This window comes from Variovorax sp. Sphag1AA (assembly GCF_014192575.1).
Lineage (GTDB): Bacteria > Pseudomonadota > Gammaproteobacteria > Burkholderiales > Burkholderiaceae_C > Variovorax.
Genome location: NZ_JACHYC010000002.1, coordinates 280,919 through 298,934 on the forward strand (window position 1 = coordinate 280,919; position 18,016 = coordinate 298,934).

Annotated in this window: 14 protein-coding genes; 9 read left to right on the top strand and 5 right to left on the bottom strand. The window is 65.5% G+C overall.

Going from position 1 to position 18,016, the window contains the following annotated elements; genetic code table 11:
- Positions 1–2 precede the first annotated feature (2 nt).
- The gene (locus FHW64_RS07815) at positions 3–482 is read right to left on the bottom strand and encodes an Lrp/AsnC family transcriptional regulator (protein WP_184524783.1); all 480 of its coding nucleotides are present in this window, start codon (positions 480–482) and stop codon (positions 3–5) included.
- A 137-nt stretch (positions 483–619) separates the two neighbouring features.
- Between FHW64_RS07815 and glmS the strand changes: the two genes are divergently transcribed.
- Entirely contained in the window at positions 620–2,500 is a 1,881-nt protein-coding gene (gene glmS, locus FHW64_RS07820; protein WP_184524785.1) for a glutamine--fructose-6-phosphate transaminase (isomerizing), read from the top strand.
- A 1-nt stretch (position 2,501) separates the two neighbouring features.
- Here the strand turns inward: glmS and FHW64_RS07825 are convergent, their stop codons facing one another.
- The 3 genes from FHW64_RS07825 to FHW64_RS07835 all read right to left on the bottom strand — a co-directional run bounded on the left by FHW64_RS07825 (position 2,502) and on the right by FHW64_RS07835 (position 7,524).
- Complete coding sequence (locus tag FHW64_RS07825) at positions 2,502–3,878, bottom strand: serine/threonine protein kinase (protein ID WP_184524787.1); 1,377 nt, start codon at positions 3,876–3,878, stop codon at positions 2,502–2,504.
- 30 nt (positions 3,879–3,908) lie between these two features.
- Positions 3,909–5,585 carry a S8 family peptidase gene (locus FHW64_RS07830; RefSeq protein WP_184524789.1) on the bottom strand — a complete coding sequence of 559 codons (1,677 nt, stop codon included), beginning with the start codon at positions 5,583–5,585 and terminating at the stop codon, positions 3,909–3,911.
- Between the two features lie 73 nt (positions 5,586–5,658).
- A complete protein-coding gene (locus FHW64_RS07835; RefSeq protein ID WP_184524791.1) occupies positions 5,659–7,524 on the bottom strand; it encodes an SIR2 family protein in 1,866 nt (621 codons plus the stop codon).
- Positions 7,525–7,615: 91 nt separating this feature from the next.
- On the opposite strand from FHW64_RS07835, the gene FHW64_RS07840 reads away from it, so the two are divergent.
- From FHW64_RS07840 to FHW64_RS07875, 8 genes are all read left to right on the top strand, one after another.
- Entirely contained in the window at positions 7,616–9,640 is a 2,025-nt protein-coding gene (locus FHW64_RS07840; RefSeq protein ID WP_184524793.1) for an SIR2 family protein, read from the top strand.
- Positions 9,641–9,801: 161 nt separating this feature from the next.
- The gene (locus FHW64_RS07845; RefSeq protein WP_184524795.1) at positions 9,802–10,545 is read left to right on the top strand and encodes a hypothetical protein; all 744 of its coding nucleotides are present in this window, start codon (positions 9,802–9,804) and stop codon (positions 10,543–10,545) included.
- Positions 10,546–10,664: 119 nt separating this feature from the next.
- Entirely contained in the window at positions 10,665–11,090 is a 426-nt protein-coding gene (locus tag FHW64_RS07850) for a hypothetical protein (RefSeq protein ID WP_184524797.1), read from the top strand.
- 144 nt (positions 11,091–11,234) lie between these two features.
- Complete coding sequence (locus FHW64_RS07855) at positions 11,235–12,683, top strand: ATPase domain-containing protein (protein WP_184526256.1); 1,449 nt, start codon at positions 11,235–11,237, stop codon at positions 12,681–12,683.
- The gene (locus tag FHW64_RS07860; RefSeq protein WP_184524798.1) at positions 12,680–14,272 is read left to right on the top strand and encodes an ATP-binding protein; all 1,593 of its coding nucleotides are present in this window, start codon (positions 12,680–12,682) and stop codon (positions 14,270–14,272) included. The genes FHW64_RS07855 and FHW64_RS07860 overlap by 4 nt, the downstream gene beginning before the upstream one ends.
- Positions 14,269–14,607 carry a hypothetical protein gene (locus FHW64_RS07865; protein WP_184524800.1) on the top strand — a complete coding sequence of 113 codons (339 nt, stop codon included), beginning with the start codon at positions 14,269–14,271 and terminating at the stop codon, positions 14,605–14,607. Before FHW64_RS07860 ends, FHW64_RS07865 begins: the two co-directional genes overlap by 4 nt.
- Positions 14,608–14,647: 40 nt before the next feature.
- Positions 14,648–16,213, top strand: a complete 1,566-nt coding sequence (locus FHW64_RS07870) for a phospholipase D family protein (RefSeq protein ID WP_184524802.1) — start codon at positions 14,648–14,650, stop codon at positions 16,211–16,213.
- Between the two features lie 10 nt (positions 16,214–16,223).
- Positions 16,224–17,195, top strand: coding sequence for a cation diffusion facilitator family transporter (locus FHW64_RS07875; RefSeq protein ID WP_184524804.1), 972 nt, complete (start codon positions 16,224–16,226; stop codon positions 17,193–17,195).
- A 29-nt stretch (positions 17,196–17,224) separates the two neighbouring features.
- On the opposite strand, the gene FHW64_RS07880 is transcribed toward FHW64_RS07875, so the two are convergent.
- Positions 17,225–17,929, bottom strand: coding sequence for a Crp/Fnr family transcriptional regulator (locus FHW64_RS07880; RefSeq protein WP_184524806.1), 705 nt, complete (start codon positions 17,927–17,929; stop codon positions 17,225–17,227).
- Between the last annotated feature and the right edge of the window lie 87 nt (positions 17,930–18,016).

Genomic DNA, 18,016 nt, shown 5'->3' on the forward strand with positions numbered 1-18,016 from the left:
CCTCAGTCAAGCCCGGGCAGCGGCACGCGCGGCGAGAACTTCGCGCGCTTGACGCTGAAGAAGGCCTTCACGTTGCGCACGTTGGCATCGTTCGTGAAGAGCCGCTGCGCCAGTGCGTGGTAGCCCGGCATGTCGCCCACGGTGACCATCAGCACGAAATCCGGCCCCGGCGATACGCGGTAGCACTGCTGCACCGCATCCTCAGCCACTGCGCGCTGCTCGAAAGCATCGAGCGCCGAAGCGTCCTGCCTGTCGAGCGAAACCTCCACGATCGCGGTGAGCAGCGGCGCGATGCGGCCGGCGTCGAGGATCGCGACTTCGCTTTCGATCCAGCCTGATTCGCGCAACCGCCGCACCCGGCGCAGGCAAGTCGGCGGGGAGATGTTGAAGCGCTCGGCCAGCGACTGGTTGCTCAGCGAGGCGTCGCGTTGCAGGGCATCCAGAAGGCGGAGGTCGGTTTCGTCGATGTTTATTTCTTTCACAAAAGAGGATTGTTACGGAATAAAAGCGCATTCGATAGCGGTTGTGAAATCAATCTTGGTGGACCAATAAAAAATAGACTGCAAATTTCATTTCCATGCTCCTACGATCGGACCAACTTCCAACCGGAGCTTCTCCTATGTGTGGCATCGTCGGCGCCGTTTCAGGGCGCAACATCGTTCCCGTTCTCGTGCAGGGCCTGCAACGCCTCGAATACCGCGGCTATGACTCGTGCGGCGTGGCGGTGCATGCCGATGGGTTGCAGCGCGCGCGCACCACGTCCCGCGTGGCCGATCTGCTCGCGCAAGTGCAGGAAGACCACATCGAGGGACTGACCGGCATCGCGCACACGCGGTGGGCGACGCACGGGGCGCCGGCGGTCCACAACGCGCACCCGCACTTCAGCCATGGCCCCGGCGCGGATGCCGCAACGGCCCGGCCCGGCCGCATCGCGCTGGTCCACAACGGCATCATCGAGAACCACGAGACGCTGCGCGAGGCGCTGCAGGCCAAGGGCTATGTCTTCGTGAGCCAGACCGACACCGAAGTCATCGCGCACCTCATCGACAGCCACTACGACGGCGATCTCTTCGAAGCCGTGAAGGCGAGCGTCAAGCAATTGCATGGGGCTTATGCGATCGCCGCGATCTGCCGCGACGAACCGCACCGCGTGGTCGGCGCGCGAGCGGGTTCGCCGCTGATCCTCGGCGTGGGCAAGGAGCAGGGCGAGAACTTCCTCGCAAGCGATGCCATGGCACTGGCCGGCGTGACCGACCAGATCGTCTACCTCGAAGAAGGTGACGTGGTCGACATCCAGCCCGGCAAGTACTGGATCGTCGACCGCGCCCACAAGCCGGTGACCCGCCCGGTGCGCACCGTGCAGGCGCACAGCGGCGCGGCCGAACTGGGGCCCTACCGCCACTACATGCAGAAGGAGATCTTCGAGCAGCCGCGCGCGATCGCCGACACGCTCGAAGGCGTGGAAGGCATCGTGCCGGAACTCTTCGACGGCATCTCCAGCGACGGCACGCCCGGCGCAGCAGCCTGGCGCGTCTTCAAGGAGATCGACAAGGTGCTGATCCTCGCCTGCGGCACCAGCTACTACAGCGGTTGCACCGCCAAATATTGGCTGGAGTCCATCGCGAAGATCCCGACGCAGGTCGAGATCGCGAGCGAGTACCGCTATCGCGAATCGGTCCCCGACCCGAAGACGCTGGTGGTGACGATCAGCCAGTCGGGCGAGACCGCCGACACGCTGGCCGCGCTCAAGCACGCGCGTTCGCTGGGCATGGAGCACACGCTCACGATCTGCAATGTCGCGACCAGCGCGATGGTGCGCGAATGCAAGCTGGCCTACATCACGCGCGCCGGTGCGGAGATCGGCGTCGCGTCGACCAAGGCGTTCACCACGCAGCTTGCGGGCCTCTTCCTGCTGACGCTCGCGCTGGCGCAATCGAGAGGCCTGCTGAGCCAGGAGGACGAAGCGCGCTACCTGAAGGAAATGCGCCACCTGCCGGTCGCGCTGCAATCCGTGCTCGCGCTGGAGCCGCAGATCATCAGTTGGTCGGAGGACTTCGCGCGCAAGGAAAACGCGCTCTTCCTCGGCCGCGGACTGCACTTCCCGATCGCGCTCGAAGGCGCGCTCAAGCTCAAGGAAGTGACCTACATCCACGCCGAGGCCTATGCCGCGGGGGAACTGAAGCATGGCCCGCTCGCGCTCGTGACCAGCGAAATGCCCGTCGTCGCGGTCGCGCCCAACGATGCGCTGCTCGAAAAGCTCAAGAGCAACCTGCAGGAAGTGCGCGCGCGCGGCGGCGTGCTGTACGTGCTGGCCGATGGCGACACGCGCATCGACAGCTCCGAAGGCATGCACGTGATCCGCATGCCCGGGCACTACGGCGCGCTGTCACCGCTGCTGCATGTCGTGCCCCTGCAGCTGCTGGCGTATCACACCGCCTGTGCACGCGGAACCGACGTGGACAAGCCCCGGAACCTGGCGAAGAGCGTCACGGTCGAGTGAGTCAGACAACGCCTGCGGCGGCCAAGGCTGCCCAGGCGGTATGCGGATGAGCGATGTCGCTGTGGGCGCCCGAAGGCAGGCCACCGTGAACGATCACCGTGTTGCCATCGAGATTGAGCCACTTGCCCTTGGCGAACGGGTACTTCTGCCCGGGCTGGGAAAGGGGCTGCACCACGGCATTGACTGCCTGGGCGCCGTCGAACCCCATGCCTCCCCATCGCTGCACCTGGTCCTGAGCGGCGGCGGAATCGTCCTGATTCGCAAAGCTTGCGACAGGGTAGGAGCGGCCGACGGCGAGGTCCTTTTGCGAGAAGGTCGTCATGAGCGGACCGTCCACTCGCACGGCCATGCCTTTCAGTGCGCCAGATCGGGCCTGGTCGTGAGGCAACTGGTCGGCGAACGCGAAGTGTGAGAACGCGCCCTGGAGCAGGAACAGCGACTTCACGGGAGAACGGTCCTTCTCTAACGTGGAGGGCATGCCCAGGAGCGAGAACGACACCAGCCGCGCACCGAAGGAGTGGCCCAGCAAGTGCACTCGCGTCCGGCCGGCCTTTGCAGCGATCTGCGCGAGCAACTGGGCGCCAAGCCCCTTTTGCCCGACAACGCCCGCGCGCTCCTTCATCTGCCAGTAGGTGCCGACTCGCAGTGCGTCTTTCGCTCCGGCCCACAGCTTCTTGAAAGGATCGCCGAAGCCCGCGGCACCGCCGGCGGGGGCCTGACCACTCATCGCACGCTCGCCGAGCACTTCGAGCAGTTGGCGCCACTTCATGTCGCTGAGGCCCGCAATCGCACCTTCGGCGTTGTCCGGTTGCTTGCTGTCCAGAGCAGGAGCCGACTCGGACGCCAGAAGCTTGCCGAGCTTCGAGCGAAATTCCTTCAGCGCGTCTTCCGACTTGGGGCTCGCTTCGAGCGCCGCCGTCAACTCGGAAAGCAACGTCAGTTGACCGGGGTCGTCATAGCCCTTGCGCAGCTCCTTCAGAACCTGCGCGGGGGTGGCCTGTGCGGCGGGGACCGGTGGACCACCGCCTATCGAGGCGCTACCGCCACCGCCGGTCATCACATGGTCCATCGAAGCGTTCTGCGCATCGTCGGGCCACAGGATGGACGGCCAGACGATGCCGACAACGCCCATGCGCGTGTCGGCACTCTTGGGAGGCGTTGCGTCCAGAACCTTGCGCACCTCGCCGAAGAAGCGGTCGTACAGCGCCAGCGCCGCCGCGTGGTCGTTGTTCCACCCATGCGAGAAGACGAAGAGATCGGTGATCTGCTGCGAAGCGAGATCGGCTGTCAGTCGATCGATGGCCCCCGCGTCTTCCAGTGCGCCGAGCTTGTCGAAGGCGATCAGCCAGAAGGGGAAGCCTTGCAGTTTGTCGGCCATCCTGTGCTCCTTCAATCGGTTCGGTATCGCTTACACACTCTGGATCGCGCGCATGAGATCCACAAGACCATGTCCTTCGAAGTAGCGCTCGCGTCCCAGGGAGGTTGCGCTCTCCAGGAAGATTCTTTTGACCTCTTCCGGGCGCTGGATGAATTCGCGCCGGATCGACAGGAATGCGGCGATGGCGCCCGACACGTGCGGCGCCGCCATGCTCGTGCCGCTGTCGTCGACATAGGCCGCCACGCCGTCATCGACCTTGATGCCGAGCTTCTCGCATTTGGCCTTGGATGCACACGACGTGATGCGTTCACCGGGGGCGACGAGATCAGGCTTCAGGCGCCCATCGCCCGTGGGCCCCTTCGAAGAGAAGAACGAAACGCCGTAGGTGTGCGGCGCGTCGCGATGCGTACTGCCCACGGTGATGGCGAGCGAGGCATTGCCAGGATCGTTGATGGTGTTCGACAGCCCGACCTTCGCTTGTCGCTCGGCGGCATTGATGCTTCCGTAGCCCGTGTTGCCGGCCGCTGTCACCACCACCACGCCGCTTCTCACGAGCCGGTCGACCTCCACGCAGAGGGGGCTCTGGCCGCACGCGAACATCTGTGCGTCGAAGTCGTAGCCGACGCTCAGGTTGACGCCGTGGATTCGCAGCATCTTCGGATCGTCGTTGAGTTGCTCTCGCACATAGACGAGCGCACGCATGATGTCGCTCACCCGCCCATTGCCATCGGCGTCGAGCACCTTGAGGCTGACGAGCAGACATTTCGGCGCAACGCCATGCAACGCTTCCGGATCCGGGACATAGCGCTGGACGGGTCGCTTGTCGCTCCAAAGGCGATCGCCTTCGATGTTGGCTTCGAACACCTGCTCGAAGGCGCCGAAGCGCAGGCCGTCCGTCGCAGTCGATGTCGAGAAATCGGTCGCTTCCTTGGGAAGCCCTCCGGCGATGATGCCGGCGACGTGCGTTCCGTGCCCCAGACCGTCGACGAGGGCGTTGGCCGCGCTGGCCCGACGCGCTTCCTGCGACTCGCCGGCAAAGCCCGGGCCGACCGCATCGTCCGGCGTGAAGTCGTAATGCAGCTCTTCGACGTTCGGATGGTGAAGCACGCTTCTCAGCCGCTGCTCTTTTGTCAGGTTCGCGCCGAAGTGAGGGTGCGCGCCATCGATGCCGGAGTCGATCACCGCCCAGGTGATCCCGGACCCGGTCGCCGAATAGGACCTGTAGGCAGCATCCGCCTTGACCGTCGCGACCGAGCGATCCATCTGTGCCTTGACCTTGAAGTCCGGCCAGAGCTTGTAGATCACGCGAAGGCCTGAGTCGGCCCGCGCATTCTCTTCATCTTGCCTGAGGAGTTCGCGCCATTCCTTCACGCTGATCCGGAGCTGCATGTAGCTCTTGGAGATTTCGATCGGTTGTCTCTTGACCTTCTCATCCCCGCTCAACATGCCGTCCCACAACGCGCGGAAGGCATCGGCCGCGGCTCGCAACCCGCCGCGGTACAGGATGTTGAGTTCGACCATGTAGCGGCCAAGCTCGTTCTCGTCTGCCGGCAATCCCATGTCGACGCGTCGTTCCGGGTCGTTCAGCAACGGCGGCACGACCCCGCGCCCGATCAGGTGCAACATGTCGGAGTTACCGGGCGCCTGCGATGCCGATGCTGCGCGCGCCTGCTTCGGCTTGCGCGGTGCCTTCTTCGAAACGGTCATGGTCTTCCTCTGTCCGTCGAAAGCATGTACTGCGATCGCCCGGAGTGTCAATCCGCCGTTCGTCGTGTGAGGCTCAGCGGCGTGCCTTGAATCCGCGCAGCAGTCTTCGCCGCAGTTCGTTCACGTACGTGTCCACTTCGTGATCGAGAATTTCCACGCCGCATTGACGCCAGTATTCAATGTTGTCTTTCTTGAGCACGACCGCCCATGACCGCGGGCCGGTGTGCTCGCGATGTGCGAAGCGCACCAGCGACTCCACATCCTGCGCCGCGAGGCCGTGCCCAAGAAAGAGCAGTTGCCGCCCTGTCAGTGTTCGGCGCAAGACGTCGGGAAGGACATCCGGGATCCGGGAGGCAAGGTCCCAGAAATCAAGGCGGGTGGTCACGAAGCTTTCCGGGATGAGCCCCCGTCGGTCCAGGCCGCCGTTGAGCTTGACCAGCACGAAGGCCTCTTCCGAGAGCGATCGAATGTTTTGCGGTCGCTCGATGATGCGCAGCGCCTCGCAGTCCGACTCGTGAAAGAACAACCCTTTGTGAGGCCCATCGGCCTGGTACGTGAAGAGATGGAAGGGCAGTCCCGCCTCACGCAGGTGGTGTTCGAGGATGTCGTCGTAGTTGGTCGTGAAGATCGTGGGATACGGAACCGGCTTGCCCGCCGATGTTCGATAGTGGTTCCATGCGGCGAAGAACTCATGGGTGTGCGTCGGCGCCAATCGCGCGCGGCTGAACTGTTTCTTGATCTCTGCGTCGAGCGTCGCGCGCCCGTGCCGGTCCGCGATGTACTGTGCGACCGCGAATCGCTCATCGGTCATTGCCTCGCATTCGAAGACACGGGCCAGTTCGTTGTAGAACTCCCGGGCCATGAGATTGGCTTGCGTGTGGATCGCCGAGCCGAGAAAGAACGTCAGGCGACCATCCTCGACAAGACGTTCGATGCGATCGAAATGCGCGGTCGGTGCGGTGGGTGGCGGTCCGGCTGGCGGAGGCACTGGCTTCCCTGCCGCTTTGCTGCGCGTGGGTGCGGTGCTCGCGCTCTTCAGTGTCTGCACCGAGCTTCGCTCGACGATCTCGGCGACGAGTCTTTCGACTTGCTGGCCGTGTTCGGATGCTGTCGCTGCGCGATACCAGAGCGGCAGGACCCCGCAGTCGCGCAGGTCGCGTTCCTTCTTTTCGAATGCGTCCCGTGAGTTGGGCGCACTCATGATCGCGAAGTGCTTGACGCCCGCGTGTTTGCCTTGAACCTTCTTTAGCAGGTCGACGGTGCGGTCGGGTCCGAGGCTAGCGCCTATGAACAGAAGCGATCGACTCGAGAACAGCAGGCGCTCCGCACCGGTCAGGAGTTCGCGTTTGCGCTCCGGTTGGGCCTCGCCGTAGTGCGCGTCGTAGTCGGACTTGGCGAAAGTCCGCCCGACCCGGTCCTGCCAATCTCCGTGAAGCTTGATCAGCACGCGCCGATGGCCGTGCAACGCGTCGACGATGAGATCGGGCCTTGGACCGGACACCACCGATTCGAATGGCGCTCCATTGGCCGCAAACGCGCGTTCGAGGATGCGGTCGAAGTTCGTCGTGATCACGGGGCCGCTTGCCAGCTGGGGCAGCAACGACACAGTCCCGGTGGTGAAGTCGAAACGCTCGAGCTGGCGATCGCCAGCCGCGGCGGTCACCATGTTCTGGAAAGCGTCCGGCCCCAGTGCCTGAAGGATCAGTTCCGCTGCCTGCTCATATTTGTTCCTTCCCAGCAGACTCTCGACATCGCCCAGCAGGCTCGGCGGACAGGCTCCGATCAGGAGGCCCTTCCAGTCCTTGAATCCGAAGGACGTCGAAACGCCGGCGCCGATGAACGGGATCAGGCCAAGGGTCGAACGTCCCTGGCGCTCCAGGTGATAGAGGGTCTCGGCATTCGAGCGGTCGACCCACTCGGCGTTCTCATGGTCGTTCATGGTCGGGCGGTAGCTGCAAGGTTTCCCGGCGGGCTTGGCCGGGCGTGCGCGACTTTGACGGGAACGATCTGGAAGGTCAAGAATGCGGCCGATGAACTTCCTGCGTCGCCTGGAGCACTTCTTCTCTCGGCCGCGGTCGCAAATCCCTCCTCTCGATCGTCTGCAATCCATCCTGCCTCGATCCGCCGGATCGTTGGCCTTGCTGGCGGGTGCCGGCATCTCGGTCGATGCCCCTTCCAATCTGCTCGCCGGCTGGCACTTCATGGACGCGATCCTCAGCCGGGTCATGCCAGCCGAAGTCGACTCCGAGATGACGCGATCCTTGATCAGCGTGCCGCGGAATCAGCATTTCCGGCCCGGAGAGTTCATCCGTTTCGAGACGCTGATGATGGAGCTGTCCTCGGGCCTCGATCCGCAGCTGCATGTGCTCGACTGCCTTGACGAATGCGAGCACCCTAACGCGAACCACTACGTCATTGCCGAGCTGATACGTCGCCATGCGGTGGTGATGACGACGAATTTCGACCGGCTCATCGAGGTGGCCTATCACCGTTCCATGAAGCCCGGCGACGCACCGCTACGCGTTGTGCATCTGGACGACGGGTTTGCACTGGACCACGCTCCGGGCCCGGGCACGCCGCCCACCCTCTGGAAGCTCCATGGCAGCCTGTCGGTCGATGGCAGATCGACTCGCGAATCGGTGCAGGCCACGCTGGAGCAGGTGATGTGGCCTTCGATGAGGCGCAACAAACGCGATTTCCTGCGCAGCGTCATCGAGTCGAGGGACATGGTTCTCGTCGGGTACTCGGGCAGCGATGACCTCGATCTCGTGCCGGTGCTTGCCGAAAGCAAGGGTGAGCGTGCAATGGCATGGATCGACCACGCGCCGAACGGGGCCGACACACGGTTCGAAGACGCACACGAGGTGGTGAAACGCCAGAAGGCCCTGACGGAGTACGAACTCGTGGGTCGCGATCGGGTCTTCTTCGTTCGTTGGTCCGGCCAGACGGAAGAGCAGCGCGAGCGGACGGCGCTGGTTCGCGCCAGCACCGCCGACGTCTTGCAACTGATGGGACAACGCTACTGCCCCGGGCTCGCCGTCCCCTCGGACGCCGCGGCCTACGAGTTTGGCGCTTCGCACCCGGACGCGGTTCGTCGTTACTTCGATCATTGGTTCGAACAGTGCGCACCTCGTCCCGCCGCCAGGTGTGGGTTCGCCATCAACCTGCTCACCAATCGGCGCGTTCGCCCCGGCTTCCGCGAGGCCAGGGCGCAGCTGCAGGAACGACATCGAAGCCTCGTATCCGGCGAAGCGGCTACACCCGAGGAGCGCCTGGATGGCTTGATGGAGTCTTTCAATACACGCATCCACGATGGGGCGGGCGCTTCCGACTCATGGACGGCGGACCGCACGTTGTTCGACGAACTGCAGAAGCTGGTGCCACAACTCCAGCCCAGGGCGCAAGGTGGGGCTCACCGGCTCTCTGCCTGTGCCTTGTGGAATCACCAGGAGCACCGCGGCGAGGCCGAAGAACGATTCCGTCTTGCCTGGGAAGTCGACAGGTCGATCGGCCACTTGCGAGGCGAACTGGCGACGCTGACCACATGGCAACGGGCTGCCGGGTCGCTGCGAGACCATCTCTCGGAGAAGGACCACCATGACCACAACGCGTTCGCCAGGATGATGGGCGATCCCATCTTTCCGGACGATGCGTTCTACCGGCTAAGAGCGTTGTCCCAGGAAACCGGATACCAGTTCAATCTCTGGGAGCACCTGCTGGCCACCTTCGACATCGGCTACGTGGAAGAAGACCCTGCGCGACGGCAACTGGTGCGCGTGGAGGCGCGCAACATGGTGCGCGCGGCGGTCGACATGGGTGACATCGTCGGAGAAATGAAATCCCGCCTTCTGCTCGCGGCGTCGTTGCAGGAAAGTGGGGATCTGGATGAAGCGGCGCAACACCTGGTGTGTCTGATCGAACTCGAGAAGGCGTTCGATCTCGACGGTTTCGGCGATTTCGGCCTGCGTGCCCGGGCGATGCTGGCGCAGGTCGATCATGGCGACTTCGCGCGAAGGGTGCGGCCGGCGCTGGCGGCTTCGATGTGGGTGGTGTGATCGGCTTCGATTGGTCGAACTCAGCGGTATTTCCATCGGACCTCGCTGAATTCGATTTGCCCGCGTTCGGATAGCCTAGCTCTCATCGAAAAGCGGGGTCCCCGAGGCAATTGGATGCCGTCGGAACGGACCCCGGAAAAGCTGATGGAGCGAGGTTGCGCATGTTGAATGCTTCTTCTGATACGACACTGGCCGGCCCCCGGAGCCTGCTGAGATTCCTGATGGGCGAGGGATGGCTTTTTTCAAGGCCGTCGCGGGCGTCCCGGGGCACCGTAACGCCGGCGCGTCCGCCGTCCGCGCGCAGCGCCCTGCACGCGCATCTGCTGGCGGGCACCGACTGGCCGCCGACGAAATCGCAGGCGCCGTTCTCGCGCGCGCTGGCTGCAAGCCGCCCGGTGCTGCCGAAGGCCGAAGGGCTCGAAGCGTCCGCCTTCATGGACCGTCTGCTCGAGCTCGACCGCATGCGCGGCAGGGGCAACGCGACCACCGCGAAGCGGCACGAGTTGCTGGACTGGCTCGGGGCCAAGCTCTTCAGCCGCATGCGCATGCATCGCGAACTCTTCCGGCCGCAGTGGCTGGCTGCCGGCAATGGCGAGCACTACGACACGCGGTTCCGGCCGCTCGACCCGACGCGCGACTCGCTCTTTGCCTGCCGCGTCGAGGGCGACGAACTCGTTGCCGTGGTCGAACGCCGGGCGCGCCGCGCGGGTTCGCGCGTCGTCACCCGCACGGTGCGCTTTCCGATGCGCTTCCTGGCCGACGAAGGCGAGAGCCGCATGTGGTCGGATGCCAGCCAGCGCCTGCGCCGGCTGCGCGTGGAGCGCGAGGAGGCGATCGCGCGTTTCGACGAGGTCGAAACCCAGGTCCAGGCACTGCTGGAGCGCTACTCGACCGCCGTGGCCTGAGCGAGCGCCACGGCTCTATCGGAAAGGGATTGCAGCGCGTGTAGTCGATATCGCACGCGGCGCGCGCGGCGGGGTGTTCAACGTGAGAGTTCCGGAGTTCGCTTTCACGGAGAACCGCCATGAACAGTTCCGATCCCTTCCCCTTCCCGACTTCCGAGCGGCATGAACCGCCGCACGTACAGCATGTGCGGCCTGTCGAACAACCGCTGACCGAAGACGCACTCGATCACGGCATCGAGGAGTCCTTTCCCGCGAGCGACCCGGTGTCGGTGAACGTCACCAAGGCCGCACCCGCGCCGAAGCCGGCAGTCAATACGGAAGGCGCAAACCGCGCCGCCGATGACGCGCACACGCATCTGGCGCTGCGAACCGGTCTCGCCACCGGCACCTTCGCGGGCATTGCCTGCTCGATCGCCCTGGCCGCCCTGGGGCGCCGGGATGCGAAACGCTCGATGGCCTGGGTGTGCGGCGCTTTCGCGGCCGGACTCGCGCTCGGTTGCGCGACCGGCGACCGTTCGATCCGCCTTCGTACGCGGAAATCGTAGGAACCGCCCTACGCCACTCAACAACATCGCGCGAATGGCGGCGGCGGGGGCGGCGTGCTATTTTTTTCGGGTCCCCATCGAGGAAAGGACCCGACCTTGTCCCAGCACGACGAACCCCAATCGACAACAACGCCACTTCAGAAGATGGGCGTGCCTGGCCTCGACGATGTGCTGGCCGGCGGACTCACCCCCGAGCGCCTCTATCTGGTGGAAGGCGCGCCCGGCGCCGGGAAGACCACACTGGCCATCCAGTTCCTGCGTGAAGGCGCGAGCCAGGGCGAGCGTTCGCTCTACATCACGCTGTCCGAGACGTCCGTCGAGCTCCTTGAAGTCGCGCGCTCGCACGGGTGGGACATGCGCGGCATCGACGTGCGCGAGATGCTGCCGACCGAGGAGGCGCTGGCACCGGATGACCAGTACACGATGTTCCATCCGTCCGAGGTCGAGCTCAGCGAAACCACGCTGCGCATCCTGGCCGAGGTCGACAAGATCAAGCCGAGCCGGGTGGTCTTCGATTCGCTGTCGGAACTGCGCTTGCTGGCCGGGGGGTCGCTGCGCTATCGGCGGCAGATCCTCGCGCTCAAGCACTTCTTCACCGGCCGGCAGTGCACCGTGCTGCTGCTCGACGATCTCACCGCCACCGAGCAGGACCTGCAGGTGCAGAGCATCGCGCACGCGGTGATCCGGCTGGAGCAGATCAGCCCCGACTATGGCTCCTCGCGGCGCAGGCTTCTGGTCAGCAAGTACCGCGGCAAGGACTTCCGCGCCGGCTATCACGACTACAAGATCGTGCGCGGCGGCCTGCAGGTCTACCCGCGGCTGATTGCGGCCGAACACACGCCTCCGTTGACGCAGACGAGGATCCCCAGTGGCCTGGCCCCGCTCGACGCACTGCTGGGCGGTGGCATCGAGAAGGGCACCAGCACGCTCTTCGTCGGCTCCCCGGGCACCGGCAAATCGAGCATGGCAGTGCAGTTCGCGGTCGCGGCGGCGCGGCGCGGCGAGCACGCGGCGCTCTTCATCTTCGACGAAAGCGTCGGCACGCTGCGAACCCGCTGCGAGGGGCTCGGGATGGACCTCGGGCCCTTCATCGATTCGGGTTCCATCCGCGTCCGGCAGGTGGATCCGGCCGAGCTGTCGCCGGGCGAGTTCGTCCACGAGATACGAACCTCGGTGACCGACTTCCACGCCACGGTGGTGGTGATCGACAGCCTGAATGGCTATCTCAACGCGATGCCGGACGAGCGCTTTCTCATCGTCCAGCTGCACGAGCTGTTGACCTTCCTTGGTCAGTCCGGCGTTGCCACCATGCTCGTCGGCGCACAACAGGGGCTGATCGGCGCACAGATGCAGGCACCGGTCGATGCGAGCTACCTCGCCGACTCGGTGGTGCTCCTGCGCTACTTCGAGGCGCATGGCGAAGTGCGCCAGGCGATATCGGTCGTCAAGAAGCGCGGCGGCGCGCACGAGCGGACGATTCGCAGCTTTGCACTGGGCTCCGATGGCATCCGCATCGGCGAGCCGCTGCGGAACTTCCGCGGCATCCTCACCGGTGTCCCGGTCATGGTGGGCGGGGAGAGCGCTACATCGTGAGCGAAGACGCCTGGGCGCTCGGTGAGCGCATCCTTCTTCGGACTGCGACCACAGGCGATGCGCGCCTGGCGAAGGATGTGCTCCAGCGTGCGCACTTCGTGGCCCACGTGTGCAATGACATGCATGCCCTGGTGCGCGAGCTCCCGCGCGGCGTCGGCGCGATCATGCTGGCCGAAGAAGTGATCGGCGAGATGGCCACATCCGAGCTCGCCAGTGCGTTGGCCTTGCAGCCGCCCTGGTCGGACATACCGGTGTTGGTGCTGGCGCGACGAGGCGCGGACTCGCGGGCGATCACCAACGCCATGGACGAGTTCGCCAACGTCACCGTGATCGAGCGGCCGATGCGCGTTGCGGCGCTGGTGACTGCGCTGCGCGCCGCCCTGCGGGCACGGCACCGGCAGTACGAACTTCGCAGCCTGCTCGACGGCCTGCGCGACGCGGACCAGCGCAAGACCGAGTTCCTCGCCACGCTGGCGCACGAGCTGCGCAATCCGCTTGCGCCACTGAGCACTGCGCTTTCGCTGCTCGCGCGCAAGAAGCCGTCGCCTGCGGAAGCCGGCAAGTACTACGAGCTGATGACGCGGCAGGTCGACCACATGGTGCGCCTGGTCAACGACCTCATGGAGGTGTCGCGCATCACGCGCGGCAAGATCGACCTGCAATTGGGGCAGGTGCTGCTCGATTCGGTGATCGACGAAGCGGTCGAGCTGAGCCGCCCGCTGTTCGAGCGCGGCGGCCACGCGCTGGTGCTCGACCTCCCGTCCGAGCCTCTGGTGGTGCGGGGCGACGCGGTGCGGCTGACGCAGGTGTTCTCGAACCTTCTCAACAACGCGGCGAAGTACTCGCCGCAGCCGGGCAAGGTCAGCGTGGTCGCACGCCACGAGGCGCAGCATGCGGTGGTGCGGATCATCGACACCGGCACAGGCATCGCGCCGGACATGCTGCGGTCCATCTTCGACATGTTCGTGCAGGTGAGCGGCACCGCGAAAGCAGCGCAGGGCGGGCTCGGCATCGGGCTGACGCTCGTCAAGAGCCTTGTGGAACTGCACGGCGGCACTGTCGAGGCGACCAGCGACGGCCCGGGCCGCGGCGCCGTATTTACCGTGCGGCTGCCGCTCGCGCGGCTGATCCATTCGGCCGCCCGGCCGATGTCGCGCGGTGTGCTGGAGACGGAGATCGACGGCACCGTCCTCGTGGTCGACGACAACCACGACGCCGCCGACAGCCTGGTCGAGCTGCTGGCTTCCCTGGGCGCGACGCCCATCGTTGCCTACAGCGGCGAAGAAGCACTGCAGATCGCAAACGAGAAGAAGCCCGCGCTCGCTCTGCTGGACATCGGCATGCCCGGCATGGACGGCTGCGAGCTGGCCCGCCGCCTGCGCGCCGAACCCTGGAGCAGTGCATTGCAACTGATCGCGCTCACCGGCTGGGGACAGCAGGGCCTGCGCGAACGTATAGCCTCCGCAGGGTTCGACCATCACCTGCTCAAGCCGTTGAACCTGCCCGAGTTCATCAGGCTAGTGCGACTCGACCGGCCCGTTCGCGATCGCGAGGCGGCGGCGAACATCATCAACACGCCTGCCCCATGAAGAGAACGATCATGACCGCGCTGGCCGCGACTGCGCTCGGTACGAGCGCCCTGGCCGAACCCATCAAGCTCCCGGTCGACAGCGACGACAAGGGCACTGTCTATGTCGCGCCGAATGTTCAGTCCACCGAGAAGTCGGCCGAGACGAAGGGCGCGTCCATCGGCGTCCAGAAGCCCGACGGCGCCGGCGCCCATGGCGGCGTCGACACCAGCGGCGAGCGTCCGACCTATTCGCTGGGTGCAAGCACCGGCGGCAAGACCTCGTTCTCGGCCGAAGCGACTTCCGACGGCAAGAACAACGCCGGCGTGAAGGCGGGGGTGACCATCAAGTACTAGCCTTTGTTGCCCTGGAGGATTTGATGCGAGGATCGGGCCCATGCGTCTGCGGCTCGCGTTCCTCGTCGTCTTCGTCTGTCTGCTCGCCACCGGCTGTGCATCGCTGCCGCCGGCCAGGGAGACGGCTCCTGTGCACGCGATCGAGGGCACGGCCGCCACGGCCCTCGGCCGTATCGCACGCGATTCACTGCCCTCGGGCGATCCGTCGTTGTCCGGCTTCCGCCTGCTGCCGGAGGCCGAGACCGCCTTCAACACGCGCATCGCGCTCGCGCGCCGTGCGCAGAAGTCGATCGATGCGCAGTACTACCTGATCGGCAACGACAACATCGGCCGCCAGTTCCTGCGCGAGCTGCGTGATGCCGCCGCGCGCGGCGTGCGGGTGCGGCTGATCGTGGACGATCTCTACACCGCGGGCGAGGATCCGCTGCTCACCGGCCTGGCCGCGTTCCCGAACGTGGAAGTGCGTTTGTTCAACCCGCTGCCTTCGCGGTCGGACTGGTTCGCGGGCAGGGTGCTCGCGTCGCTCAACGACTTCGATCGCATCGACCACCGGATGCACAACAAGCTCTTCATCGCGGATGGCGCTTTCGCGGTCGCGGGCGGCCGCAACATGGCCGACGCCTATTTCATGCAGAGCACCGCGCTGAACTTCATCGACTTCGACGTGCTTGGCGCGGGGCCGATCGTGCACGAGATGTCGAAGGCCTTCGACCTCTACTGGAACAGCCCGCATGTGTGGCCGATCGATGTCGTGGCGGGCACCCGGCCCTCGGCCGAAGCGCGTGCGCGCTTCGACGCGCTGATCGCGCAGGCGGGCGAGCGCATCACGGAGCGGTCGCTCGATGTGCTCGGGCAGACGCCGGTGGGGGATCAGCTCGACGCCGGCCGTGTGGCGCTGGTGCCGGCGTCGGCGCAGCTCTTCGTCGACAGCCCCGACAAGGTGGATGCGAACGGCACCGCCGACAAGCAGACGGTCACGACACAGACACTGGGCGTGTTCGCGAAGGCGCGCGAGAGCGTGCGCATCGTCTCGCCGTACTTCATTCCCGGCGAGCGTGGCATGGCGATGATGGAAGCGGTGCATGTGCAGCCGGGCGAAGAAAGCCCGATCACGGTGATCACGAACTCGCTCGGCTCGACGGACGAACCGCTGGTCTATGCCGAATACGCGAAGTACCGCATGCGCATGCTGAAGGCCGGCGTGCGGCTCTACGAGATCGGGCCGCAACTCGCGCCGCGCAGCGAACACCTCGGCAACTTCGGCCACTCGGAAGCTGGGCTGCACGCGAAGATGGCGACCATCGATGACCGCTGGGTCTTCATCGGCTCGATGAACCTCGACGGTCGCTCGGCGGTGAAGAATACCGAGCTGGGTCTGGTGATCGACAGCCCCGAGCTGGTGAAGCCGCTGCGCCGGCTGTTCCACGACGGCGTGGTCGGCGGTGCGTACCGCCTGCAGCTTTCGCCTGATGGCTCGCGCATCGAATGGCAGGAGCATCGAGCCGATGGCCGGGTCATCGTCCACACGCAGGAGCCGCACGACAGCGCCTGGCAGCGCATCAAGTTCTGGCTGATGCTCCCGCTGGTCAACCAGAACGAGCTGTAGCCGGAAGCCGATGAGGACGTTCAACCGCTTCCACCGCCGCCTCGGCACCGATACACCCGTGCCGGGGCAGGCGCGCGCGGCGGCGATCGCGCTCGGCACCGGTGCGCTGATGGCGATCGGCAAGACGGTGGCCGCCATGTACACCGGCTCGGCCTCGATGTCGGCGGAGGCGGTGCATTCGTGGGTCGCGACGGTCACCGAGATCTTCCTCATTGCCGCTTATCTCGCGGCGCGCCGTCCAGCCGACAGCGGGCATCCGCTGGGCTATGGCCGCGAATCGTATGTGTGGTCGCTCTTCGCCTCGATCGGCATGTTCGTGGTGGGTGCGCAGGTGGGCTTCTGGCGCGGCCTGCGGCAGCTCGATCTGCCGGATGCGACCACTGACTATCGCTTCGGCTACATCGTGATCGCGATCTCGTTCGGGCTGCAGTTCGTGTCGTTCATGCAGGCGATCCGCTTCGTGCGCGAACGGGCGGCCGAGCGCGACCTCGGCGTGTTCAAGCATGTGTTCGACACCTCGGACTCGCAACTGCGCGCGGTGGTGACGGGCGACTTCATCGCGCTGGTCGGACTCGCCGTGGCCGGCATGGGCATGGCGCTGCACCAGATCACCGGGCAGGTCGCTTACGACGCGGCGGGCTCGATGCTGATCGGCCTGCTGATGGGCGTTGCGGGCCTGTTCCTCATCAACGTGAACCGGCACTACCTTGCGGGCATGCCGCTCTCGAAAGAGCGCAGTGCGGCCGCGGTGAAAGCGCTCGAGGCGGTGCCGCTGGTGGAGCGCGTGACCTTCTTCTTCGCGGAGTTCGTCGGGCCCGACCGGCTGATCGTGGTGGTGCGGGTGGTGATCGCGGGCGAGCACGACCAGGCGACGCTGTCGCGCATCCTTCATGGTCTGGAGACGCGGATCATGGAGCACAAGTCCGTGGCGCGCGCGATCGTGGCGCTGGCGACTCCGGAGGAAATGGAACGCGTGCGCTGAGTGCGCTGTGCGCTGTGCGCTGGGCGGGGTCAGGACGTTCGCGCGGGCGGCTCGACCGAGGCGAGCTGTTGCTCCAGCCGCTGCCGGTCGGCCAGCAACCGGCCAGCCACCAGCTTCACCACCTCGAAGCCAAAGGCCGGGTTCTGGTAGTAGAGCTGGCGGAAGGTGTTCTCGTCGATCTGCAGCACGGTGCAGGGCGTGACGCAACGTGCGGTGAGGCTGCGGCGCTTGTCGGGCGCGAAGAAGGCGATCTCGCCGAAGAGCCGCCCGGCGTCCATGATTTCGCCGATCTCCACGAACTCGATCTGCCCTTCCGCCAGGAAGTACAGGTGCGTGGCCTCGTCGCCCTTGTGGAAGAGCACGCTGTTCTTGCGCATGCGCTTCTTGCGCATGTAGGGCCGCAGCCAGACGCCGGAGAGATCGCTGGAGTCGGCGGACGCGCGCACCCGCCGCGTGAGGCGCACCATCTCGGCCGTGCGGTAGAGATTGATCGGCAGCATCGTGCCGTGCAGCAGCACCATGATGAACGAGGGATGGAGCGCGCCGTAGATCAGGAAGCCCAGGTTGCCGCCCACCGCCAGGCAGCGCAGCGGGATCATGGTCTTGACGAAGGCGCTCACGATGACGAGCGCCCCGGCAATGCCCGCCGAGCAGAGTGCGACGATGCCGACGGGCGTCTCCAGCGCCTTGTAGAGCGAGGTGATCGCGGTGTCGAGCAGTGCAATGGCGGACATGGGGCTCCTAGTTCAGCCGGGCGAGAGCGTAGCGTATCGAGGGCGCGCCGTGAGGGTAAATCAGGGACATCCCACGCCATGCCGGGA